This is a genomic window from Bosea sp. OAE506, assembly GCF_040546595.1.
GTDB lineage: Bacteria > Pseudomonadota > Alphaproteobacteria > Rhizobiales > Beijerinckiaceae > Allobosea.
This window is the reverse complement of record NZ_JBEPOB010000001.1, coordinates 1,296,830-1,317,899: the sequence shown is the minus strand read 5'-3', so window position 1 is coordinate 1,317,899 and position 21,070 is coordinate 1,296,830. Positions and strand designations below refer to the sequence as shown.

Annotated in this window: 25 protein-coding genes; 20 read left to right on the top strand and 5 right to left on the bottom strand. The window is 69.0% G+C overall.

Annotated elements, in window-relative coordinates:
- Positions 1-24: 24 nt before the first annotated feature.
- From ABIE41_RS06405 to ABIE41_RS06380, 6 genes are all read left to right on the top strand, one after another.
- On the top strand, positions 25-996 hold the full coding sequence (locus tag ABIE41_RS06405; protein WP_192645008.1) for a 2-hydroxyacid dehydrogenase: 972 nt from the start codon (positions 25-27) through the stop codon (positions 994-996).
- A 5-nt stretch (positions 997-1,001) separates the two neighbouring features.
- Positions 1,002-1,799: an AprI/Inh family metalloprotease inhibitor gene (locus ABIE41_RS06400; protein WP_192645007.1), complete on the top strand. Its 798-nt coding sequence runs from the start codon at positions 1,002-1,004 to the stop codon at positions 1,797-1,799.
- Positions 1,800-1,926: 127 nt separating this feature from the next.
- Positions 1,927-2,826 (top strand): tellurite resistance TerB family protein, encoded by a 900-nt coding sequence (locus ABIE41_RS06395; protein ID WP_192645006.1) that lies wholly within the window; start codon positions 1,927-1,929, stop codon positions 2,824-2,826.
- Between the two features lie 241 nt (positions 2,827-3,067).
- Positions 3,068-3,958: a UbiA family prenyltransferase gene (locus ABIE41_RS06390; protein ID WP_192645005.1), complete on the top strand. Its 891-nt coding sequence runs from the start codon at positions 3,068-3,070 to the stop codon at positions 3,956-3,958.
- Positions 3,955-5,268: an FAD-binding oxidoreductase gene (locus ABIE41_RS06385; RefSeq protein ID WP_192645004.1), complete on the top strand. Its 1,314-nt coding sequence runs from the start codon at positions 3,955-3,957 to the stop codon at positions 5,266-5,268. The genes ABIE41_RS06390 and ABIE41_RS06385 overlap by 4 nt, the downstream gene beginning before the upstream one ends.
- Before the next feature lie 123 nt (positions 5,269-5,391).
- Positions 5,392-5,688, top strand: coding sequence for a hypothetical protein (locus ABIE41_RS06380; protein WP_192645003.1), 297 nt, complete (start codon positions 5,392-5,394; stop codon positions 5,686-5,688).
- Between the two features lie 136 nt (positions 5,689-5,824).
- On the opposite strand, the gene ABIE41_RS06375 is transcribed toward ABIE41_RS06380, so the two are convergent.
- Positions 5,825-6,430: an FMN-dependent NADH-azoreductase gene (locus ABIE41_RS06375; RefSeq protein WP_192645002.1), complete on the bottom strand. Its 606-nt coding sequence runs from the start codon at positions 6,428-6,430 to the stop codon at positions 5,825-5,827.
- A gap of 114 nt (positions 6,431-6,544) precedes the next feature.
- Between ABIE41_RS06375 and ABIE41_RS06370 the strand changes: the two genes are divergently transcribed.
- The 3 genes from ABIE41_RS06370 (at position 6,545) to ABIE41_RS06360 (ending at position 9,016) form a co-directional block, all read left to right on the top strand.
- A complete protein-coding gene (locus ABIE41_RS06370) occupies positions 6,545-7,540 on the top strand; it encodes a LysR family transcriptional regulator (protein ID WP_192645001.1) in 996 nt (331 codons plus the stop codon).
- Positions 7,541-7,618: 78 nt separating this feature from the next.
- On the top strand, positions 7,619-8,227 hold the full coding sequence (locus ABIE41_RS06365; protein WP_192645000.1) for a glutathione S-transferase family protein: 609 nt from the start codon (positions 7,619-7,621) through the stop codon (positions 8,225-8,227).
- A gap of 174 nt (positions 8,228-8,401) precedes the next feature.
- Positions 8,402-9,016, top strand: coding sequence for a GNAT family N-acetyltransferase (locus tag ABIE41_RS06360; RefSeq protein ID WP_192644999.1), 615 nt, complete (start codon positions 8,402-8,404; stop codon positions 9,014-9,016).
- Between the two features lie 4 nt (positions 9,017-9,020).
- Here ABIE41_RS06360 and ABIE41_RS06355 read toward each other — a convergent pair whose 3' ends face one another.
- A complete protein-coding gene (locus tag ABIE41_RS06355; protein ID WP_354191804.1) occupies positions 9,021-9,719 on the bottom strand; it encodes an AprI/Inh family metalloprotease inhibitor in 699 nt (232 codons plus the stop codon).
- A gap of 206 nt (positions 9,720-9,925) precedes the next feature.
- Between ABIE41_RS06355 and ABIE41_RS06350 the strand changes: the two genes are divergently transcribed.
- Complete coding sequence (locus ABIE41_RS06350; RefSeq protein WP_192644998.1) at positions 9,926-10,333, top strand: RidA family protein; 408 nt, start codon at positions 9,926-9,928, stop codon at positions 10,331-10,333.
- Between the two features lie 14 nt (positions 10,334-10,347).
- Here ABIE41_RS06350 and ABIE41_RS06345 read toward each other — a convergent pair whose 3' ends face one another.
- Positions 10,348-11,256, bottom strand: coding sequence for a DMT family transporter (locus ABIE41_RS06345; protein WP_192644997.1), 909 nt, complete (start codon positions 11,254-11,256; stop codon positions 10,348-10,350).
- A 250-nt stretch (positions 11,257-11,506) separates the two neighbouring features.
- Between ABIE41_RS06345 and ABIE41_RS06340 the strand changes: the two genes are divergently transcribed.
- Both ABIE41_RS06340 and obgE read left to right on the top strand, forming a co-directional pair.
- Positions 11,507-12,373, top strand: a complete 867-nt coding sequence (locus ABIE41_RS06340) for a LysR family transcriptional regulator (RefSeq protein WP_192644996.1) — start codon at positions 11,507-11,509, stop codon at positions 12,371-12,373.
- Between the two features lie 54 nt (positions 12,374-12,427).
- Entirely contained in the window at positions 12,428-13,471 is a 1,044-nt protein-coding gene (gene obgE / locus ABIE41_RS06335; protein WP_192644995.1) for a GTPase ObgE, read from the top strand.
- Positions 13,472-13,489: 18 nt separating this feature from the next.
- Here obgE and ABIE41_RS06330 read toward each other — a convergent pair whose 3' ends face one another.
- On the bottom strand, positions 13,490-13,699 hold the full coding sequence (locus ABIE41_RS06330) for a hypothetical protein (protein WP_192644994.1): 210 nt from the start codon (positions 13,697-13,699) through the stop codon (positions 13,490-13,492).
- Positions 13,700-13,990: 291 nt separating this feature from the next.
- On the opposite strand from ABIE41_RS06330, the gene ykgO reads away from it, so the two are divergent.
- From ykgO to ABIE41_RS06290, 8 genes are all read left to right on the top strand, one after another.
- Positions 13,991-14,116 carry a type B 50S ribosomal protein L36 gene (gene ykgO / locus ABIE41_RS06325; RefSeq protein WP_038363015.1) on the top strand — a complete coding sequence of 42 codons (126 nt, stop codon included), beginning with the start codon at positions 13,991-13,993 and terminating at the stop codon, positions 14,114-14,116.
- A gap of 142 nt (positions 14,117-14,258) precedes the next feature.
- Positions 14,259-14,924 (top strand): tetratricopeptide repeat protein, encoded by a 666-nt coding sequence (locus ABIE41_RS06320; RefSeq protein ID WP_354191803.1) that lies wholly within the window; start codon positions 14,259-14,261, stop codon positions 14,922-14,924.
- Positions 14,925-14,967: 43 nt separating this feature from the next.
- Positions 14,968-15,957, top strand: a complete 990-nt coding sequence (locus tag ABIE41_RS06315; RefSeq protein ID WP_192644992.1) for an alpha/beta fold hydrolase — start codon at positions 14,968-14,970, stop codon at positions 15,955-15,957.
- Positions 15,958-16,108: 151 nt separating this feature from the next.
- Entirely contained in the window at positions 16,109-16,369 is a 261-nt protein-coding gene (locus ABIE41_RS06310; RefSeq protein ID WP_192644991.1) for a DUF4212 domain-containing protein, read from the top strand.
- A gap of 13 nt (positions 16,370-16,382) precedes the next feature.
- A complete protein-coding gene (locus ABIE41_RS06305; RefSeq protein WP_192644990.1) occupies positions 16,383-18,338 on the top strand; it encodes a sodium:solute symporter family protein in 1,956 nt (651 codons plus the stop codon).
- Between the two features lie 157 nt (positions 18,339-18,495).
- The gene (locus ABIE41_RS06300; RefSeq protein ID WP_192644989.1) at positions 18,496-18,819 is read left to right on the top strand and encodes a YggT family protein; all 324 of its coding nucleotides are present in this window, start codon (positions 18,496-18,498) and stop codon (positions 18,817-18,819) included.
- Positions 18,816-19,163 (top strand): hypothetical protein, encoded by a 348-nt coding sequence (locus ABIE41_RS06295; RefSeq protein WP_192644988.1) that lies wholly within the window; start codon positions 18,816-18,818, stop codon positions 19,161-19,163. Before ABIE41_RS06300 ends, ABIE41_RS06295 begins: the two co-directional genes overlap by 4 nt.
- 95 nt (positions 19,164-19,258) lie before the next feature.
- Positions 19,259-19,624 (top strand): hypothetical protein, encoded by a 366-nt coding sequence (locus ABIE41_RS06290; protein WP_192644987.1) that lies wholly within the window; start codon positions 19,259-19,261, stop codon positions 19,622-19,624.
- On the opposite strand, the gene pyk is transcribed toward ABIE41_RS06290, so the two are convergent.
- Positions 19,625-21,064: a pyruvate kinase gene (pyk, locus tag ABIE41_RS06285; RefSeq protein ID WP_192644986.1), complete on the bottom strand. Its 1,440-nt coding sequence runs from the start codon at positions 21,062-21,064 to the stop codon at positions 19,625-19,627. It abuts the gene before it with no gap.
- Positions 21,065-21,070 lie beyond the last annotated feature (6 nt).

The following is a 21,070-nucleotide window of genomic DNA, read 5'->3' as shown; positions in this document are numbered from 1 at the left end:
TCAGAAGCCTTCGGAAACGCTCCCATGACCCGGCCCAACGCCACCGACATCCTGATGACCGGCCCGATGATGGCCTATGCGGCCGACCAGCTGAAGGCCCGCTTCACCGTGCATGAGCTGTGGAAGGCCGAGGACAAGGCGGCCTTCCTGCGCGAGATTTCGGACCGGGTGCGCGGCATCGCCGGCGGCGGCCATGTCCGCATCGACGGGGCGCTGTTCGACGCGCTGCCCAAGGTCGAGATGATCGCCAATTTCGGCGTCGGCTACGACAATGTCGACGCGGCCGAGGCCGGCCGCCGCGGACTGGTGGTCTCCAACACCCCCGACGTGCTGACCGACGAGGTCGCCGATCTCGCTATCGGCCTGCTGATCGCCACCGTCCGCCAGCTGCCGCAGGTCGACCGCTATCTGCGCGAGGGCAAGTGGCTGAAGGCGCCCTACCCGCTGACGACCTCGCTGCGCAAGCGCAAGGTCGGCATCGTCGGGCTCGGCCGCATCGGCAAGGCCGTGGCGCAGCGCGTCGAGGCCTTCGGCCTGCCGGTCGTCTATCACGGCCGCTCGCGCCAGGCCGACGTCGCCTATCGCTACTATCCCTCGCTGGTCGAGATGGCCCAGGATGTCGACACACTGATCTCGGTCGCGCCCGGCGGCGCCTCGACCCACCACATCATCAACGCCGAGGTGCTGAAGGCGCTCGGCCCCGATGGCATCCTGGTCAATGTCGGCCGCGGCACTGTCGTCGACGAGCAGGCGCTGATCGCGGCCCTGCGCGACAAGACCATCCTCTCGGCCGGCCTCGATGTCTTCGAGGACGAGCCGCGCGTCCCGGCCGAGCTGATCGCGATCGACCATGTCGTGCTGCTGCCCCATGTCGGCTCGGCCTCGGTCCACACCCGCGAGCAGATGGGCCAGCTGGTCGTCGACAATCTGGTCTCCTGGTTCGCGGGCAAGGGTCCCCTGACGCCCGTCGCCGAGACCCCCTGGCCCAAGGGCTGATCAGGTTGGCCGGCGGGCTGCGATACGCGCTGGCCGCGGGCGGACTGGCTCTCTGGGGCCATGCCGCCGCGGCGCAGACGGCTCCGCTGCCGCGTGGGGCGGAGCGAGCGCCGGCCGCGATCGCGCCCCTGCTCGGCGCCTGGACGCTCGAGCAGGTCGGGGCTTCCCGCCAGTGCACGATCACGCTGGGTCCGGAGGCGGCCGGACAGGGCCGCCAGATCCGCTTTCCCGCGACCTGCCGGCGCGCTCTGCCGATTCTCGACACCGTCAGCGCCTGGGCGCCGACCGCCGATGGCGGGATTGCGCTCAGCGATGCCGGCGGCAAGCCCGTGATCCCGTTCGGCCCCGCCAGCGGACAGCGCCGGCAGGGCCGCGGCTCCGATGGCAGGGATTACGGGCTCGACGCCACCGGCTTCGCCCGGGCCTCGCCGCGCGCTCCGGCCGGCCCGGCCGAGACGGCGGCAACCGCTGCCCAGCGTCCGACCGTCGTCGACCTCGCCCGTGCGCCCGCGCCCGAGACGCTGCCGGGCCTCTATGCGTTGATGCGTCAGCCGGGCCGCGAGGCCTGCCGCATCCGCCTTGCGGCGCCCGCGGCGGGACAGCAGGGAGCCGCCCGTTTCGACGGTCTCTGCGCCGATACCGGCATCACGATCTTCGACCCCGTGGGCTGGCGCTATGACGCCGGCCGGCTGACCCTGCTCGCCCGCAAGGGCCACAGCGTCGAGCTGGTCTTCGAGAACGGCCAGTGGCGCAAGGATCCGGCGGTGGGCGCGCCGCTGCTGCTGCGCCGGTCGTCGCCCTGAGGCGGTGCGCCGCCGCCGCCGCACATCGGTGCCGCAGTCCTGCGTGGCCTCTCTGGCAGTCCGGCAGGATCGTTCCTAGATGGGCTGCGGGCGCCCGACACTCCGGCGCCGACCGGAGGAGAGCCCGATGTTCAATGCCAAGTCGCTTCTCGATGCCCTCGTCAGCGCCGGCACGCAGGCCGGCAAGCCAGGCGGCCAGGGCCAGACCGGTTCACTCGGCCAGATCCTCGGCGGGCTGGCCGGGAAGATGCAGCAGGGCGGCGGTTTGGGCGGGCTTGCGGGAATGGCGGGCCAGATCCTGACCCAGGCCTCGCAGGGCGTCGGCGACGCCGCCCGCCAGACGGGTGTCCAGCAGAAGGCCGGCGATGTCGTCGGCCAGGTCACGGGCGGGCGCTCGGCGCAGGACGTGCTGGCCCAGGCCAAGGCGATGTTCGACAAGAACCCGGCGATGGCGACCGCCGTGCTCGGCGGTCTCGGCGCGCTGGTCTTCGGGTCTTCGACCGGCCGGGCCGTCGTTGGCTCCGCAGCCAAGCTCGGCGGCATGGCCCTGATCGGCGGCCTCGCCTACAAGGCCTACCAGAACTACCAGTCCGGCAAGCCCCTGCTCGACGGCGGCAGCCCCGAACTCCTGCCGGCGCCCCGCGGCACCGGCTTCGAGCCGGAGGCGGCGACCGAGGCCACCGCCCTCCTCTTCATCCGCGCCATGATCGCGGCCGCCGCGGCTGACGGCGCCATCGACGCCGAGGAGCGCACCGCGATTCTCGGCGGGCTGCGCGAGGCCGGCTTCGACCAGGAGGCCAATGCCTGGCTGGAGAGCGAGATGGCCAACCCGGCTTCGATCGAGACCTTGGTCGAGGGGGCCGAGAGCCCTGAACTCGCGGCGCAGATCTATACCGCGGCACGCATCGCCATCAATCCGGACACGCCGAAGGAGAAGGACTTCCTCGCGGGCCTCTCCGCCTCGCTCGGCCTCGACGCCGAGCTCGTCGCCAACATCGACGCCGCCGCCAGCGCAGCCAAGGTCTGACGCGCGTCAGGGTTGCTGCCTGATGCCTGACGCGGCGGCGCAAAATGGCGCCGCCGCGTCAGCATGCCATTAAGCATCCGCGTCAAATCGCGGTCGATCATTCCAGTCATCCACGGAGGTTTAGGATTTATCGGCGAGGAAGGCGGGTGCCAGGACGGCGCAAGGCCGTTTGATGCTCGCCCGGAACCGACTTTCGGATTCCCGGATGCAGTAACGGCGCTGGGGAGGGAAAGACGAGATCATGTCGGCGAAAGCGATGATCAGGGCGATGCGTCCGCATCACTGGCTCAAGAACGGGCTGGTCTTCGTTCCCATTCTCCTGAATCACGATGTCTTCGACATTGCCGCACTGGGCCATGGCGTCGTCGCCTTCGTCGCCTTCAGCCTCGTCGCCTCAGCCATCTACCTCCTCAACGACATCGTCGATGTCGAGGCCGACCGGCGCCATCCGACCAAATGCAAGCGCCCGCTCGCCGCGGGCGAGATCAGCGAAGCCCAGGCCTATGCGGCCGTGCCCCTGCTGATCGTCGCCTCCTTCGCCATGGCCTGGCTCCTGCCCCAGCCGCGGCTCTTCGTGCTGGCGCTCGGCGCCTATCTCGCTTTGGCGCTGGCCTATCTCTTCGTGCTCAAGCGCAAGCTGCTGGTCGATGTGCTCGGGCTCGCCGCGCTGCACACGCTGCGCATCCTCGCCGGCAATGCCGCCGCCGCGATTCCGCTCTCTTCCTGGCTCCTCGCCTTCTCGATCTTCCTCTTCCTCAGCCTCGCCTTGGTGAAGCGCTATGCCGAACTGCGGATCACGCAGGATCAGTCCGGCCTGAAAAAGGCCGGTCGCGGCTATCAGGCCGAGGACATCGAGGCGCTGTCGCAGCTCGGCATGGCCTCGGGCTGCACGTGCGCGCTGATCATGGCCCTCTATGTCGACAGCGCCGCCGTCAAGGAACTCTACCGCCATCCCGAGCTGATCTGGCTGATCTGCCCGATCATCCTCTACCAGATGGCGCGGATCTGGTTCCTGGCCCGGCGCGGCCACATGCCGGACGATCCGCTCGTCTTCATGATCCGCGACTGGCGCAGCCAGGTCACCGGCGCGGCGGTCGTCGTCATCATGATCGCCGCGACGCTGCTGCCGTGATCCCCCCGCGCCTCGCGCCCGGCTCCTGGGGCGGCCTTCGGGCCCGCGACAGCCTCCTGCTCGCACCCGCCGCCTGGATCGCCGACCCCACGCCGCAGGACGGCCCCGTGCTCGCCTATGGCAACGGGCGCTCCTATGGCGATTCCTGCCTCAACGATGGCGGGCGCCTGATCCTGACGCGCAGCCTCGACCGGGTCCTCGCCTTTGATCGAGAGAGCGGCGTCGTGACCTGCGAGGCCGGCGTCCTGCTTGACGACCTGATGAACCTCGTGGTCCCGGCCGGCTGGTTTCCTCCGGTCACGCCCGGCACCTGCTTCGTCACCATCGGCGGCGCGCTCGCCAACGATGTCCATGGCAAGAACCACCACCGCGCCGGCACCTTCGGCCGCCATGTCCTGGCCTTCGAGCTGATCCGCTCCGATGGCCGGCGCCTGACCTGCGCACCGGACATCAACCGGGAGCTTTTCTCCGCCACCATCGGCGGCATGGGGCTCACCGGCCTCGTCACGCAGGTGACACTCCAGCTGATGCCAGTCGCCTCGGCGCAGATGCAGCAGGAGGCGATCCGCTTCAGCGGCCTCGACGACTTCTTCGCCATCGCCGCCGCCGCCGACGCCACGCACGACTACACGGTCGCCTGGATCGATTCGCTCGCGTCCGGCCGCGATTTCGGCCGCGGCGTCTTCTTCCGCGCCAATCACGCGCCGGCTTCCGAGGAACCCGAGCCCCGCCCCACCCGCCGCCTGACCTTTCCCGTGCAGCCGCCCTTCCCGCTGATCAACGGGCTGACGCTGCGTGCCTTCAACTGGCTCTACCGGGCCGCCCAGCCACGGACGGCCGAACCGCGCCGCATTCCCTACCGGCCCTTCTTCTATCCGCTCGACCGTGTCGCCCATTGGAACCGCGCCTATGGGCCGGGAGGCCTGCGCCAGTTCCAATGCGTGATCCCGATGGGCCAGGCCCGCGGTGCGGTCGAGGAGATGCTGCGACGGACGCTCGCGGCGGGCGAAGCCTCCTTCCTCACCGTGCTAAAGCTCTTCGGCGACGTGCCCTCTCCGGGAATGATGTCCTTCCCCGTCGCAGGCGCGACGCTGACGCTCGACTTTCCCAATCGCGGTGCGCGCACCGAGCGACTGCTGGCGGAGCTGGATGCCGTGACGCTGGCCGCCGGGGGCCGCGTCAACCCCTACAAGGACGCGCGCATGTCGCCGGCGACCTTCGAGGCTTCATTCCCCCACTGGCGCGACTTCGCCGCCCATCTCGATCCGGGCTTCTCGTCGAGCTTCTGGCGCCGCGTCACCACCGGCTGAGAGAGCCCGTCGCGACCAGCCGAAAAAAAACAGACCTCGCCTTGAACCTCCCCGCCGTGGGCCGCGACCAACGGTCATGGAGGGCGAATGGTTCGCTCCCGACGCCTCAGGGAGATCCTGACGATGACCCGCTTCAAGACGATCGCCACCGGCACCCTCGCCGCTCTGACCCTGGCCACCACCCTCGCCGCCACCTCCGCCGAAGCCCGCCCGCGCTACTGGGGCTATGGCCGTGGCCCCGCCATCGGGGCCGGCATCGTGGGAGCGCTCGCCGCCGGCGCCCTCGTCGCCGCTGCCACCCGCCCGGCCTATGGCTACAGCGCTTACGGCTACGCCCCGGTGCGCCAGTGCGACATGGTCGAGCGCATCAACCGCTATGGCGAGGTCGTCGGCTACCGCCGCGTCTGCGGCTACTACTGAGCCGGTCTTCCGGGGCCAGGAACCCCGGCTCGACCGCTCGATAGTCGCCTCCCCCGTTCGAGACCCCTGATACGACTTGGGCTCCCCGGTTTACCGGAGAGCCCTTTTTCGTTGGGTCGAGCGTGCGCAGGGCACGTCAGGCGACGCGGGCCAGCTCCGCCTTGGCGTCGTTGATCGCCTGCTCGCGGGCCTCGGGGCCGTAGCCCAGCTTCTCGGCACGCACGAAGGTGACGTCGCTGATGCCGATGAAGCCCAGCATCGTGCGCAGATGCGGCTCTTGCGAATCCAGCGCCTGGGTCGGGCCGGAGCTGTAGATGCCGCCGCGGCTCTCGACGACGATGGCGCGCTTGCCCTCGAGCAGGCCGACCGGGCCCTTCTCGCCATATTTGAAGGTCACGCCGGCCCGCAGCACATGGTCGAACCACGACTTCAGCGTCGAGGGGATGCCGAAATTATACATCGGCGCGCCGATGATGAGGGTGTCGGCCGCCTTCAGCTCGGCGACCAGCGAGTCCGACAGGGCCTTCGCGGCGCGCTGCGCGTCATTGGCGGGCTCGGCGCCACGGATCGCGGCGGTGGAATCCGGGGTCAGATGCGGCACGGGGTCGGCGCCGAGATCGCGCTCCACCACGACCAGCGCGGGATCGGCAGCACGCAGACGGGCGACCGTCTCGTCGATGAGCTGCTTCGAGACCGAAGCCGCACCGGCGGCGCTGCTGTTGATGACGAGAAGATGGGACATGGTGCTTGATCCTGAAACCGGGAACGGGTTCGATGCCGCTGATGTAGCGGCGCAGGTCCAGCAACGGAATGCGCAGCCCAAGCACCAAGCTGTTGCACCAACGGGAACACCACCATGTCCGAGCTGGACGACATCCGCAGCTTCGTCGCCGTGGTCGAGAGCGGCGGCTTCGGGCGCGCCGGTCATCGGCTCGGCCTGTCCAAGTCGATCATCAGCCGCCGCGTCGCGCGGCTGGAGGCCGAACTCGGCACGCGCCTGCTCAGCCGCACCACGCGCGGCATCGCCGCCACCGAGGCCGGCCTCGAATTCAAGGCGCGCGGCGAGCGCATCCTGGCCGATCTGGCCGAGGCCCGCGATGCGGTGGCGCAGCAGGCGGGCGGGGTCGTCGGGCGGCTGCGCCTGTCGATGCCGCTGACCTTCGGCAACCGGCATGTCGCGCCGATCCTCGGCGAACTCGCCAGACGCCATCCCGGCCTCGAACTCGATGTCGAGGCCAGCGATCGCTATGTCGACCTGATCGGCGAGCGCTTCGACGCAGCCATCCGCATCGGCACGCTCAAGGATTCGAGCCTGATCGCCCGCAGGATCGCGCCGATCCATGGCGTCATCCTGGCGAGCCCGGCCTATCTCTCGGCGCGGGGGCGGCCCGCCATGCCGGCAGATCTCGCGGGCCATGACTGCCTGCTCTACACCGGCACCAGCAATCCCGAATGGACCTTCAGGGTCGGCCGGCGCCGCGTGTCTATACGTCCCGCCGGACGCCTGCGCTCCGACAGCGGCGAGACCCTGCTGGACTGGGCCAAAGCGGGGCTTGGCATCGTGCTGTTGCCGACCTTCATCGCCAGCGATGCCATTCGCGACGGCGCGCTCGAGCCGCTGCTCTGGGAGTTCCCGCTGCAGGAACACGGCCTCTTCGTCGTCAGGCCGCCGGGGGCCTATGTGCCGGGCAAGGTCCGCGTGCTGATCGACCTGTTGGTCGAGCGCTTCGGCGGCGCGCCCTATTGGGACCCCTGCCAGGCTGCCGCACGCGAGCGCGGCGTCACGCTGGGGTTCAAGCCAGGCTTCGAGGCCGAAGTGGAGGAAGCGCAAGAAGATCATCAGCTGGCGTGATCGGGCTCATCACCCGATTTCGCGTGGCTTTGCGCGGCCGCCCCGGCACTCTGTGGTCTGGCCGGATGGAGACCACCGATGCTGCTCGTGGGAATGCTCGATAGCCCCTATGTCCGCCGGGCTGCGGTCACAGGGACCTTGCTGGGGCTGGAATTCGAGCACCGCTCCGTCTCCGTCTTCCGGCACATGGACGAATTCCGGGCGATCAACCCGCTGATCAAGGCGCCGAGCCTCGTGACCGACGATGGCACGGTGATCAGCGAATCCCTGCTGATCATCCAGCATTTCGAGGATGTCGCCGGCCGCTCGCTGCGCCCGGTCGAGGCGAGCGCCCGGATACGGGACCTGTCGCTGACCGGCATCGGCATCGTCGCTGCCGACAAGGCGGTCGCGATCGGATACGAGCGCCGGCGGCCGGAAGCCCAGCGCCATGCGCCCTGGCAGGAGCGCATCCTCGCGCAGCTTCACACTGCCTTCGATCTGCTCGACGCCGCCGCAGGACGGGGCGAGCTGACGGCTGGCCCCGAATTGCTACCGAGCGACATCGCCGCGGCGATCGCCTGGGGCTATTGCCGCTTCGCGCTCGCCGAACACGCTCTCCCGGAGCGCTGGCCGGCCCTGGCCGAGCAGGCGCGTGCCTGCGAGGCGCTGGATGTCTTCAAACACTGGCCGATCGACCGGGAATAGCGCTGAGAACGGCGATATCGGCGGTTTCGCATTCACCATGCCGAAAATTGCTGCACTGCAACAGTCCGCGCCTCTTGCAATCGGGCGTCGCGGGCGCATCTTCCGAAGCGAGTTAGGGAAGAATCGCCTCCTGGTCGGTCCCGCGCCTTCAGCGCTGACAGCAGGAGATGACTATTGGCTCGTTCCAAGAAGGCCGGCACCACGACCGGCCATGGCGAAGTCCGCCGGCTCTGGCCCGCGGAGCGCGACCTCTTCAAGGCCCATTTGTTGAGGCTCGACGAGGTGACCCGCCGCGAACGCTTCGGCACCGCGGTGAATGACGGCTTTCTCGAGAACTACGCGGTCACCACCTTCGGTGTCGGCGGGCTCGTCTATGCCTATCTCGAGGATGGCGCGGTGCGCGGCGCCGCAGAGCTGCGCGGGCTCGAGGACATCATGGCCCAGACCGGCGAAGCCGCCTTCAGCGTCGAGCGCGACTGGCGCCGGCGCGGCATCGGCGGCGTTCTCTTCGGCCGGCTGATCACCGCCGCGCGCAACCGCGGCATCCGCACGCTCTACATGACCTGCCTGCCGGAAAATGCCGCGATGCGCCGCCTCGCCCGCAAGTTCGAGGCCGATCTCGCCGGCGGCTACGCCGATGTCGAGGGCGTGATCGCCACCGGCGGACCGACGCCCTTCACCATCCTCAACGAGGCGCTCGACACCGCCCGCGGCTTCGCCGCGATGGCACTGTCCCTGCAGCGGCGCCTCTGGCGGCCGGCCCTGTTCGGCCGCTCGCCCGGCGCCTGAACGCTCAGCGGCTGAGCGAGAGCGCAGCGCCCGACTTGGTGACGGCGCCGTCCATCGCGCCGCCGCCGCTGGTGCGCAGCCGCGCCACCACCGTGCCGCCCTGCTGGTAGAGATAAACCTCGCCGTCGCGGTAATCCCAGGCCGTGACCTTCTGCAGATCGCGGTTCGAGCAACCCGCGGCGCTGGCGCGGTAGAGGTCGAGCGCCGGCGCGCTCGAAAGCTGCACGCGACAGGACCCGCCGGTCGCCTCGCGGGCGGTCCAGTTCCCGATCACGCCGTCGCGCGAGGTCACCGCGGGCCGGGCGGCATTGCTGCCGGCCCCGAGGGTGGCGATCTGGCCGCCGCCGCCACGGATCGTCTGGATCTCGGAGGGCTGCGGCGCAGCGGGGCTCGTCGGCGTCGGCTGCGGCATGCCGGGCGCGGCGGGCGACGGGCTGTAATAGGGATCCTGCGGCGGCGGAAGCGCACCGGGCTGGCCGATGGGCGGCGCCGACGCGACCGGATAACCGCCCGGCGGCGGAAGCGGCTCGGAGATGACGGGCGCCGAGCTGATCGCGGGCGCAGGCGGCAGGCTGGGCTGGCCGTAGGATTGCGGCGCGCCGCCGACGAAGCGCTGCGAGCCGGCGCAGGCGGTCAGCGCCAGCAGCGGCAGCAGCCCGGCGGCCTTGAGGGTCATGGCCATGGTCGCTGTCTTCTTGGTCATGAGACGTCGGTTCCGATCCATCATACGGCAGGCCGCTTCGAGCGGGCCCAAAGCGGTTGAAATCTAGCTCATTCCCGTGAACGTGGCATGAGCAAGATCGCGCCGCGCGTCCATAGCCGAGCCCGTCGCGTTTGCGAACCCGCGGCGGAGCCTCAGGTTCCGCAGCGTCGGCCCGTCTCGACCTGCCTTCTCAGGAGCTGCCTGCCATGTCGTCGTCTCCAGCCCCCGCCCTGACGCCGCTGCTCCCGGCGGCAATCGCGCCGCCTTTCGCCCGCTACAGCCATGGCGTCGCCGTGCCGGCCGGCCATCGGCTCGTCGCCTGCTCGGGCCAACTCGGGATGGCGCGCGACGGCTCGATCCCCGAGGATGTCCGGGCGCAGGCCGATCTCTGTTTCGCCAACATCGCCGCGATCCTGGCCGAGGCCGGCATGACTCTGGCCGACATCGTGCGCCTCAACGCCTATGTCACCGACCGCGCTCACATGAAGGGCTACATGGAATCGCGCGACGCCCATGTCGGCACGCCCCCGCCCGCCTCGACGCTGATGATCGTCTCGGGCTTCACCCTGCCGGCCTTCAAGGTCGAGATCGAGGTCCTCGCAGCCGCGCTCTAGCCACCAGCGAACCCTCAGCCCTTGCGGACCATCAGGACGGCGGCGAGAATCGCGACGCCGCCGAAGGCCTGGGCTGGCGAGGGCTGCTCGCCGAAAATCGCCCATGCGGCGAGCACCGACACCAGCGCCGGCCAGACCATGACCAGCGAGGCGGCGCTGGCGCCGTACTGGCCGAGCGAGAGCGTGATCAGGCCCTGGCCAAGCGCATGCGAGACGAGGCCGAGCGCGATCACCGCGAGCCAGCCCTGCAGGCTCGACGGCAGGATCGTCTCGCCCAGCGCCAGCGCGGCGACGAGACAGAAGACAGCACAGATCGCGCTCGCGATCAGGCTGATGCGACCGGCCTCGGCCCCGTCCCGGGCGCGGCGCACGGCCATGATATAGGCGGCGTAGGACAGGGCGGCACCAATGGCCAGGCTGTCCCCGAACAGGCCGCCGGACAGGGCCGCTGCCCCGCCTGTGAATTTGGGCAGGATCAGCATCAGCGCACCGCCGATGGCCAGGGCCAATGCCCCGAGGATGCGCCGGCTCGGGCGCTCGGCGAACAGCAGCCAGCCGCCCAGAACCACCGCGACGGGCGAGAGATTGCCGAGCAGCGAGGCGTTGGCGATCGTCGTGAAGCCGAGCGCGGCATTGTAGAGGACGACATCGACGCCGAAGGCGAGACCGGCGACCACGATCGGCAGCAGCACGCCACTGGTCGTCGTCGGGCGTCCCGGGCGACGACGCTCCAGCCCCATCCAGAGGGCGAGCACCGGCAGGGCGAAGATCATCCGCCAGAACCCGGCCGCCGCCGGCCCGACATCGGCAAAGCGCACGAACACGCCCGAGAAGCCGATGCAGGTCGCGCCCGTGAGAAGCGCGAGAAACATGGCGAGCGCAGGCGCGGTCGGGGCTCGCATGACGGTCGCGGGGGCGGACATGGGTGGGACCTAATTTGACCGTTGCGAGCCCTCATCCTGAGGAGGCCGCCCTGGCGGCCGTCTCGAAGGATGGTCCAGGAGGCTCCGAAGCTGACTGGAGCATCCTTCGAGACGCGGCCTTTCGGCCGCTCCTCAGGATGAGGGCTGAGGATGATGCGTGACCAGGATCGCTTTACCCCGCTTCTATCCATCGGAAAAACGGATTATTCTGATTTAACCATTCTTAAAACCGATCGACGGAGGCGGCGCCATGTCCACGCATTTCGATCTGGCGGCGCTCGACATGCTGGTGGCGGTGGTCGAGAGCGGCGGCTTCACCGCGGCTGGCGCGCGGCTCGGGCGCACGCAATCGGCGATCTCGGTCCGCATCCAGGATCTCGAGAACCAGCTCGGCCACCGGCTGCTCGAACGCTCGCGCCGCGGCGTGGTCCCGACGCCGGCCGGCGAGCGGCTGCTCGCCCATGCGCGGCGGCTGCTGGCGATCCAGCGCGAGGCGCTCGATGATCTCGGCGGCTCCAGCGCCTCGGGGCGGCTGCGGATCGGCATTCCCGACGACTATGTCGACGCCTTTCTGCGCCCGCTGATCGCGCGCTTCGCCGCCGAGCATCCCAAGGTCGAGCTGGAACTCCATTGCGATCTCTCGAAGCGGATCGAGCCCGCCGTCGCGGCCGGCGAATTCGACCTCGCGGTGGTGACGCAGGACCCGAGACGCCCGGTCGGCGAGGTGATCAGGCGCGAGCCGGTCGTCTGGATCGCGGCCCGCGGACACCGGCCGGAATTGCAGGAGCCTCTGCCGCTGGCGCTGTTCTCGGAGGGCTGCCGGGTCAGGCCGCGCCTGCTGGCGGCGCTGGCGGAGGCCGGGACGGATCATCGCCTCGTCTTTTCCTGTTCCCACACCTCGGGCATGCTGTCGGCGGTCGAGGCGGGTTTCTGCGTCACCGCCGTCACCGAGAGCGCCGTGCCGCCGACGGCGCGGCGGCTCGGCCCGGCGGAGGGCCTTCCGGCGCTGTTCGAGCTCTCGGTCGGGCTGATCATGGGCCCTCAGCCGGGGCTGGCGGCGCGCCGTTTCGCCGATGCGCTGCGCGAAGAGATGGCAGCGCCACGGTTGGCCGCGTGAGGCTGTCGCCGTCGCCGCATTGCCCTTTGCCCCCGCGAACACTACTGAGAGCCCATGAAATTCCTCGACCAGGCCAAGATCTATGTGAAGGCGGGAGATGGCGGCGCCGGCTGCGTCTCCTTCCGTCGCGAAAAATTCATCGAGTTCGGCGGGCCCAACGGGGGTGACGGCGGGCGCGGCGGCGACATCGTGATCGAATGCGTGCAGGGCCTCAACACCCTGATCGACTTCCGCTTCCAGCAGCATTTCAAGGCGAAGATCGGCGGCCACGGCATGGGCGCCGACCGCCATGGCGCCAATGGCGAGACCAAGGTGCTCAAGGTGCCGCCGGGAACGCAGGTCTTCGACGAGGATGGCGAGACGCTGATCGCCGACCTGACCGAACCCGGCCAGCGCTTCGTCCTGTGCAAGGGCGGCAATGGCGGCTTCGGCAACGCCTATTTCAAGACCTCGACCAACCAGGCGCCGCGCCATGCCAATCCGGGCCTGATCGGCGAGGAGCGCTGGGTCTGGCTGCGGCTGAAGCTGATCGCCGATGCCGGGCTGATCGGCCTGCCCAATGCCGGCAAGTCGACCTTCCTGGCGACCGTGACCGCCGCCAAGCCCAAGATCGCCGACTATCCCTTCACCACCCTGCATCCGGGGCTGGGCGTGGTGCGGGTCGACGGGCGCGAGATGGTGCTGGCCGATATTCCCGGCCTGATCGAGGGCGCCCATGAGGGCCATGGCCTCGGCGACCGCTTCCTCGGCCATGTCGAGCGCTGCCGCGTGCTGCTGCACCTCGTCGAGGGCACCAGCGAGCACGCCGGCAAGGCCTACAAGACCGTGCGCAACGAACTCAGTCTCTATGGCGAAGGGCTGGACGAGAAGCCGGAGATCGTGGCGCTGTCGAAGTGCGACGCGCTCTCGCCCGAGCTTCTGAAGGAGCAGGTGGCGCGGCTGAAGCGGGCCGCCAAGCGCATGCCGATCGTGCTGTCATCCGCCTCGGGCGAGGGCGTTGAGGCGGCGCTGCGTGCGCTCTTCGTTCATGTCGAGGAGGCGCGTCGTGACGAGGACGCGCAGAACGCCCCCGTCGAGGAGACCGGCTGGCGACCCTGAGGCCGCCAGCCCTTTCCCTCAGCGGGTCGCGCGGCGCGTTTCGCGCACGACGCTCGGCGCGGCCACGGCGCCGGCTGCTCCACCCACGACGGCACCGACCGGCCCCGCCACGAGCGCGCCCGTGCCGGCTCCGGCGGCCGCGCCGCCGATGCGCTGCTCGGTGGTATTGCCGCAGGCTCCGAGCGTGAGGGCGGCGGCAGCGAGCAGGCTCAAGGTCGAGATTTTCATGATGGGGTACCCAGCGTAACGGTCAGCGGGAAACGCCCTGTCCGCAGTTTAGGTTCCGCTCGCCGCGGCGGCGGTGTGGGCGGCAGCCCGAGGCGTGCTTTTCCTGCCTTGGCCGCACCATCCGCCCTTGCGATCTCCGCAAAAATCCGTATACAGCCGGCATCGCATCAGCCGCACCATTCGCGTGGTCGATGAGGGCCGGGTCCGGCCAACGTCGCTGATCTCGTTTTGGCAGGTTCCGTTTTTGACCGGTTCGCCCCTTCAAAAGAGCGGATCGATGGAGTTGAGATTATGAAGATCCGCAATTCGCTGAAGTCGCTGCGCGCCCGTCACCGCGACAACCAGCTCGTGCGCCGCAAGGGCCGCGTCTACATCATCAACAAGGTCCAGAAGCGCTTCAAGGCGCGCCAGGGCTGAGGCTGCGGCGGGCTTTCGCCCGCCTGTGGCACGACCCTGTGGAGATCGCAGAGCGGGGCGCTTTCGGGCGCGCCCGCTTTTTGCGTTGGCGGGTCGCCGCTCCGTGAATTGACCTGCCGCCGACCGCGGCTAGACTGACCCGATGATGACCGCGCGCAAGCTCACGGCCGCCGCTCTTCTCGCTGTGCTGGCGGCCGCCCCCTCGATCGCCGCCGCCCAGGCACCCGCCCCTTCGGACCGCGCGGCGCCACCGCAACGGCCCGGCGCCGTCGCGCCATCCGACAAGGACGACAATCCCGCCGCCTCCGCCGCGCCCTCGCGCGGCCCTGCCGCGACGCTGGACCGGCTCTTCGAGCGGCTCGCGGCTGCCCCCTCCGCCGAGGAGGCCAAGGGCATCGCCAATCTGATCCAGCGCCGCTGGGCGCGTTCGGGCTCCTCGACGGCCGATCTGCTGATGACGCGGGCCCAGACCGCGATGAAGGAGAAGCGTCTGGAGCTGGCGATCGAACTGCTCGACCGCGTGATCAGCCTGGAGCCGGACTGGGCGGAAGCCTGGAACCAGCGGGCCAACGCCCTCTTCCTCGCCGGGGACCCGATCCGCTCGATCATCGATATCGGCGAGACGCTGAAGCGCGAGCCGCGCCATTACGGCGCCATGCTGGGCCTCGGCACGATCCTGCGCCAGCAGGGGGACGACAAGCGTGCCATGGTCGCCTATCGCCGCGCGCTGGAGATCTACCCGCAGCTCGAGGCGGTGAAGAACGCCGTCGATTCGCTGAAGACCGAGGTCGACGGTCGCGACGCCTGAAGGCGCCGCAGAACCGGGACGAGGTCTGGCGCGTATCCGCCGCATGCTGATCCGCACTGTTCTCCTTCTCGCCGTCATCGCCGCCGCCGGGCTGATCCTCTGGTCCGAATCGCTGGGCGCCCAGGCCGCCCGCCGCTACCCGCCGACGGGTAGCTTCGTCTCCTTCGATTCCGGCCGGCTGCATTATCGCGAGCGCCGGCCCGATGGCCCCTCCCGCGGCACCGTCGTGCTGATCCATGGCGCCTCCTCCAGCCATGCCGACATGCTGACGACGCTGGGGCCGGAACTGGCGCATTACCGCATCGTCGCCTTCGACCGGCCCGGCCATGGCTGGAGCGACCGGCTGGACGGCGATGCGATGGCCGATCCCGCCCGCCAGGCCGCCGCCCTGATGCGCGGCATCGATGCCATCGTGCCGGAGCGCTTCGTCCTCGTCGCGCACTCGCTCGGCGGGGCCGCCTCGACCCGCATCGCGCTCGAGCGGCCCGACCGGCTGCGCGGGCTGGTTCTGCTCGGCGCGGTGACGCATCCCTGGCCGGGCGGCATCGCCTGGTATCATCACCTCACGGTCTGGCCGGTCATCGGCCCGCTCTTCACCCGGCTCGTCGGCGTCCCTGCCGCGAGCGGGCTGCTGGAGGGCGGCGCACAGAGCGTGTTCGCGCCGCGGCCGGTGACGCCAGGCTATCTCGAGGCGGCACAGATCACCCTGCTGCTGCGCCCGGCGACCTTCCGCGCCAATTCGCAGGACATCGCCGCGACGCTCGATTTCGTCACCTCCCAGGTGCCGCGCTACCGCGAGATGCAGGTACCGGTCATCGCGATCACCGGCGACAGCGACGCCATCGTCTCGCCGGTGATCCATTCGGCCGCGATCGCACGCCAGGTGCCGCAGGGGCGCTTCGTGCTGCTTCCGGGCGTCGGCCACATGCCGCATCACGCTGCGCCCGAGATTGTCGCGGCGGCGGTGGACGAGCTCTCCACCAGCCGCTCCGGGCTCGCCGCCCTGTCGACGCAGGGAAGCGTCTACGACTAAAGGTATAAGACTTTTGTCGTCCTTCTCGCGGAATAGGGTTTCCGCCACGTTACCCGGCGCTTTAGTCAAAAACTGACGTAACGATGCCGTCCCCTCGCTCAACATCCGCGGGGCGGAATGCGTACTCGCGCGTCGCGACGGGGGAACGTCCATGCCACCAGACGATAAAGTCAAAGCCCATTGGGCCGAGACCCAACGCCTGACCTACATCATGCTCGGGATCTGGGCCTTTTTCGCCTTCTTCATCCATATGTTCGCGCTGGTCTTCAACGGCGTGAAGATCGCTGGCTTCCCGATGGGCTTCTATATGGCAGCCCAGGGCTCACTGATCGTATTCGTGCTCCAGCTCTTCTGGTTCGCCAAGGCCCAGGACAAGGTGGATCGCAAATACGGCATGGCCGAAGACGATTGAGGGGGCCGGGTTCATGTCCGCAGAATCACAGAAAAGCGATTTCACGTCCAATCTCGGGCGGATCTACGGCATCTATACAGGCGGCTTCGTCGCCTTCGTCGTCTTCATCGGCGTGCTCGAACGCGCTGGTGTGCCCAACCACATCCTGGGCTATCTCTTCGTCGCCTTCACCATCGGCGTCTATGCCGCGATCGGCATCATGTCGCGCACCATGCAGGTCGACGAATACTACGTCGCCGGTCGCAAGGTGCCGTCCTTCTACAACGGCATGGCGACCGCGGCGGACTGGATGTCGGCGGCCTCCTTCATCGGCATGGCCGGCACGCTCTACCTGCTCGGCTATGACGGTCTGGCCTTCATCCTCGGCTGGACCGGCGGCTATGTGCTGGTGGCGACGCTGATTGCGCCCTATCTGCGCAAGTTCGGCTGCTACACGGTGCCGGACTTCCTGGCCTTCCGCTTCGGCGGCAATGCCGCGCGCATCGCCGGCATCGTCGTGCTGATGAGCTGCTCCTTCACCTATGTGGTGGCGCAGATCGTGGGCACGGGCCTGATCGGCGCGCGTCTGCTCGGGATGAGCTTCGAGCTGGCGGTCTTCGTCGGCCTCGTCGGCATCCTCGTCTGCTCCATGCTGGGCGGCATGCGCGCCGTCACCTGGACGCAGGTCGCGCAGTACATCGTGCTCATCATCGCCTATCTCGTCCCGGTCGTGATCCTCTCGACCCAGAAGTTCGGCATCCCGATCCCGCAGCTCACCTACGGCACGGTTCTCTCCGAGATCCAGGCCAAAGAAGCCGCGCTCGGCGTCTCGGCGGCGGCCTCGCATGTCGTGCCCTTCGCCCGCTACGACCCCCTGAACTTCTTCGCCCTCGTGCTCTGCCTGATGGTCGGCACGGCCTCTCTGCCCCACGTGCTGATGCGCTACTTCACCACGCCCTCCGTGCGTGAGGCGCGCTCCTCCGTGGCCTGGACGCTGCTGTTCATCTTCATCCTCTACTTCACGGCGCCGGCCTATGCCGCCTTCGCGAAGCTCGAGGTGTTCGAGAACGTCATCGGCAAGCCGCTCGCCCAGCTGCCGGGCTGGATCTACAGCTACGGCAAGATCGGCCTGATCCAGATCTGCGGCACCAACGCCGTCGATGTCGCAACCATCACCGCGGCCTGCGGCAAGATCGCCGGGCATACCGGTATCCTGCAGCTCGCCAACTTCACGATCCAGGCGGATGCGATCGTGATCGCCACGCCCGAGATCGCGGGCCTGCCCTATGTCGTCTCCGGCCTCGTCGCCGCCGGCGGCCTGGCGGCGGCGCTCTCGACCGCCGACGGCCTGCTGCTGGCGATCGCGAACGCGCTCTCGCACGACGTCTATGCCCGCATGATCAACAAGGACGCGCCGGTGGCGAGGAAGCTCGTCATCGCCCGCGTTCTGCTGATCCTGGTGGCGATCATCGCAGCCTGGGTGGCGTCGGGTCGTCCCGCCGACATCGTGGCGATGGTGGCCTGGGCCTTCTCGCTGGCGGCGGCAGGGCTCTTCCCGGCGCTGGTCATGGGCATCTGGTCGAAGAAGACCACCGCGGCTGCGGCCGTGGCGGGCATCTGGGCCGGCTTCCTGACGACGCTGACCTATCTCGTCGTAACCCGTTACTTCCCGGGCTTCGGCGTGAACGTGCTCGGCATGTACTCGAACGTGAACCCGGTCACCGGGGCCGCGCTCGTCGACATCGCCAAGCTCAAGGTGGAGCAGCCGCAGCTCTTCCAGCAGGGCTGGGTCGCGATCAGCCATCCGCTCGCGTCCAAGGTCGGCTACTTCAACGTCGCCAACATCTCGGCCGGCCTCTTCGGCATGCCGATCGGCTTCCTGACGATGTACATCGTCTCGAAGTTCACCACGGCGCCGAACAAGGAGTTGCAGGACTTCATCGACCAGATCCGTCAGCCGCGCGGCGCGACGGTGATGATCGAAAAGTGAGCCTGACGCCGCGGGCGCCCGCCGCCCGCGGCACCCTTTCCCTCTTCGGGGGCGGACCTTCGTCTGCCCCCGTTTCGTCTGGGCAAGCCGCGGCTTGTCCGCGCCCCTGACTTGCGGAAAAGTCGAACGCGTTTCGACCGTGCGAGGATTTCCCTGAATGGCCGATGTCGACAGCCAGGGCCTGTTCTGGCTCTACCAGGCTCCCAATCTCGCCCTTGCCGCGCTCATGTACACGCTGCTCGGCCGGTTCCTGCTGTCTCTCGTCTTTCCGGACGACAGCGAAAAGGTGATCTGGCGGACCTTCCGGCAGGTCACGCAGCCGGCCGTCGAGGCCGTGCGGATCATCACCCCGGCAGCGGTTCACGAGCGCATCCTCGTGCTGCTCGCCTTCGTCTGGCTGCTCTTCATCCGCATGCTGGTCTTCGTCGGCTTCGCGGCCGCGGGCTGGCTCCCGGCGATCACGGGAGTGGCACGGCCATGACCGAGGATCGGGAGGACATTCTCCGCCGCGACGGCATCGTCATCGGCATCGCCGGGACATCGCTGCTCAACGGCATGCATTTCTCGGCCTGGTTCGACCCTGCCTTCATCCTGATGAAGCAGTTCGCACCCGGCTTCTTCATCTCCTCGCCCTTGCTGATCTTTTACATGACCTCGCTCTTCCTCTCGGCCCTGACGCTCGCCCTCGGCGGCATTCCGGCCGCCATCTACGAGCGCGGCAAGCGGCTGGAGACCAGCACCCCGACCTCGCTCTGGATCTGGTTCGGCGCCATCGTCCTGCTGACGATCCCGACCCTGCTGCAGATGACGGCGCGACCGGCCTGAGCAGCGGTGCGGCGGCACGCCGCACCCGCTCAATCTTGCGAGGCGCCCCGCGGCTGTGTCGTGCTGACGATCTGTCGTCTGGGAGAGGCCACGGCATGGACGCATCCCGCATGCGGGAGCTGGCGCTGCTGTCCGTTTCACGCGGCTGCGGCTTCGCCGGCCTCGCCATCATCTGCTTCATGATCGGCCTCGCGGGCTATCCGCGCGTGGCGATGGAAAGCGGCGCGATCCTGATGATGGCGACGGCCGCCATCCTTCTGCTGAAGGGCGACGCATCCACGACACGACCCTACCAGCGCACCGAACTCTGGATCCTGCTGGCGCCCGAAGAGCGGCCCCGGGCGGATTATGCCCAGCAGCTCATCGGCCGCACCCTGCGGGAGGTCTACCGCCGGTTCGCGCAGTATTTCGCGGTCGGCGGCACGATCTGCTTCCTGGGCTCGATGGTGCTGCCCGGCTGATCAGGCCTTCTCGACATGCTCCTTCGCCACGAAGGCGATACGGACCATGTTGGTCGCGCCCGGCGTCCCGAAGGGCACGCCGGCGACGACGATGATCCGGTCCCCGAGCTTGGCGAACTTCTCGCGCACGGCGAATTTGCAGGCGCGCGAGGCCATGTCGTCGACGTCGCTGGCATCCTTCGTCACCACCGAATGCACGCCCCAGACGAGGGTCAGCTGGCGCGCCGTGGCCCGGTTGGGCGTGAGCGCGATGACGGTCGAGTTCGGCCGCTCGCGCGCCAGGCGGAAGGCGGTCGAGCCCGAGGAGGTCCAGGCGGCGATGACCTTGAGGTTCAGCGTGTCGGCGATCTCGTGCGAGGCCTTGGCGATGGCGTCCGCCCCCGTGGCCTCCGGCTCGGCGCGCTGCGCCTCCAGGATCGAGCGATAGACCGATTCGCTTTCGACCTCCTCGGCGATGCGGTTCATCATCGTCACCGCTTCGATCGGGAACTGCCCCGCCGCGCTCTCGGCCGAGAGCATCACCGCGTCCGCGCCCTCGAAGACGGCGGTCGCGACGTCGGAAACCTCGGCGCGCGTCGGCACAGGGCTGGTGATCATGCTCTCCAGCATCTGCGTCGCCACGACGACGGGCTTGCCCATACGCCGGCACGTCCGGGTGATGCGCTTCTGCGTGCCGGGCACCTTCTCCAGCGGCATCTCGACGCCGAGATCGCCACGCGCGACCATGATCGCGTCCGACGCCTCGATGATCTCCTCCAGCCGCAGCAGCGCCTGCGGCTTCTCGATCTTGGCCAGGGCCAGCGCCCGCCCGCGCACGATCTTGCGCAGATCGGCCATGTCCTCCGGCCGCTGCACGAAGGACAGCGCGATCCAGTCGACACCCGCCTCGGCCGCGGCTTCCGCGTCGGAGCGGTCCTTGTCGGTCATCGCCGAGACCGCGATCGTCGTATCCGGCAGGCTGACGCCCTTGCGCGAGGACAGCCGCCCGCCGACGACGACGCGCGTCACCGCCTGCGTCTCGCTCGCCTTCTCGACCACGAGCCGCAGCTTGCCGTCATCGAGGATCAGCGTATGGCCGGGCTCGAGCGCGGTCAGGATTTCCGGATGAGGCAGATGCACGCGCTTGACCGTGCCCGGGGTCGGGTCGGCATCGAGCGTGAAGCGGGCACCGTTCTCCAGCGTCACGCCGCCATCGCCACCGAAGGCTCCGACGCGCAGCTTCGGCCCCTGGAGGTCGGCGAGAATGCCGACCGGGCGGCGGAACTGGCCTTCCAGCGCGCGCAGCATCGCGACCTTCTCGGGCAGCGTCTCGCGCTGGGTATGGCTCATATTGATGCGGAAGACGTCGACACCCGCCGCAAACAGCTTTGCGCACATCTCCGGGGTGGAGGAGGCCGGCCCCAGCGTGGCGATGATCTTGATGCGGCGCTCGCGCTTCATGGAAAC

Excerpts from the sequence above, each read along its gene's own strand:
- ABIE41_RS06405 (WP_192645008.1), top strand. The coding sequence starts at position 25 with ATGACCCGGCCCAACGCCACCGACATCCTGATGACCGGCCCGATGATG.
- ABIE41_RS06395 (WP_192645006.1), top strand. The coding sequence starts at position 1,927 with ATGTTCAATGCCAAGTCGCTTCTCGATGCCCTCGTCAGCGCCGGCACG.
- ABIE41_RS06390 (WP_192645005.1), top strand. The coding sequence starts at position 3,068 with ATGTCGGCGAAAGCGATGATCAGGGCGATGCGTCCGCATCACTGGCTC.
- ABIE41_RS06380 (WP_192645003.1), top strand. The coding sequence starts at position 5,392 with ATGACCCGCTTCAAGACGATCGCCACCGGCACCCTCGCCGCTCTGACC.
- ABIE41_RS06375 (WP_192645002.1), bottom strand. The coding sequence starts at position 6,430 with ATGTCCCATCTTCTCGTCATCAACAGCAGCGCCGCCGGTGCGGCTTCG.
- ABIE41_RS06370 (WP_192645001.1), top strand. The coding sequence starts at position 6,545 with ATGTCCGAGCTGGACGACATCCGCAGCTTCGTCGCCGTGGTCGAGAGC.
- ABIE41_RS06365 (WP_192645000.1), top strand. The coding sequence starts at position 7,619 with ATGCTGCTCGTGGGAATGCTCGATAGCCCCTATGTCCGCCGGGCTGCG.
- ABIE41_RS06355 (WP_354191804.1), bottom strand. The coding sequence starts at position 9,719 with ATGACCAAGAAGACAGCGACCATGGCCATGACCCTCAAGGCCGCCGGG.
- ABIE41_RS06350 (WP_192644998.1), top strand. The coding sequence starts at position 9,926 with ATGTCGTCGTCTCCAGCCCCCGCCCTGACGCCGCTGCTCCCGGCGGCA.
- ABIE41_RS06345 (WP_192644997.1), bottom strand. The coding sequence starts at position 11,256 with ATGTCCGCCCCCGCGACCGTCATGCGAGCCCCGACCGCGCCTGCGCTC.
- ABIE41_RS06340 (WP_192644996.1), top strand. The coding sequence starts at position 11,507 with ATGTCCACGCATTTCGATCTGGCGGCGCTCGACATGCTGGTGGCGGTG.
- obgE (WP_192644995.1), top strand. The coding sequence starts at position 12,428 with ATGAAATTCCTCGACCAGGCCAAGATCTATGTGAAGGCGGGAGATGGC.
- ABIE41_RS06330 (WP_192644994.1), bottom strand. The coding sequence starts at position 13,699 with ATGAAAATCTCGACCTTGAGCCTGCTCGCTGCCGCCGCCCTCACGCTC.
- ykgO (WP_038363015.1), top strand. The coding sequence starts at position 13,991 with ATGAAGATCCGCAATTCGCTGAAGTCGCTGCGCGCCCGTCACCGCGAC.
- ABIE41_RS06320 (WP_354191803.1), top strand. The coding sequence starts at position 14,259 with ATGATGACCGCGCGCAAGCTCACGGCCGCCGCTCTTCTCGCTGTGCTG.
- ABIE41_RS06315 (WP_192644992.1), top strand. The coding sequence starts at position 14,968 with ATGCTGATCCGCACTGTTCTCCTTCTCGCCGTCATCGCCGCCGCCGGG.
- ABIE41_RS06310 (WP_192644991.1), top strand. The coding sequence starts at position 16,109 with ATGCCACCAGACGATAAAGTCAAAGCCCATTGGGCCGAGACCCAACGC.
- ABIE41_RS06305 (WP_192644990.1), top strand. The coding sequence starts at position 16,383 with ATGTCCGCAGAATCACAGAAAAGCGATTTCACGTCCAATCTCGGGCGG.
- ABIE41_RS06300 (WP_192644989.1), top strand. The coding sequence starts at position 18,496 with ATGGCCGATGTCGACAGCCAGGGCCTGTTCTGGCTCTACCAGGCTCCC.
- ABIE41_RS06295 (WP_192644988.1), top strand. The coding sequence starts at position 18,816 with ATGACCGAGGATCGGGAGGACATTCTCCGCCGCGACGGCATCGTCATC.
- ABIE41_RS06290 (WP_192644987.1), top strand. The coding sequence starts at position 19,259 with ATGGACGCATCCCGCATGCGGGAGCTGGCGCTGCTGTCCGTTTCACGC.
- pyk (WP_192644986.1), bottom strand. The coding sequence starts at position 21,064 with ATGAAGCGCGAGCGCCGCATCAAGATCATCGCCACGCTGGGGCCGGCC.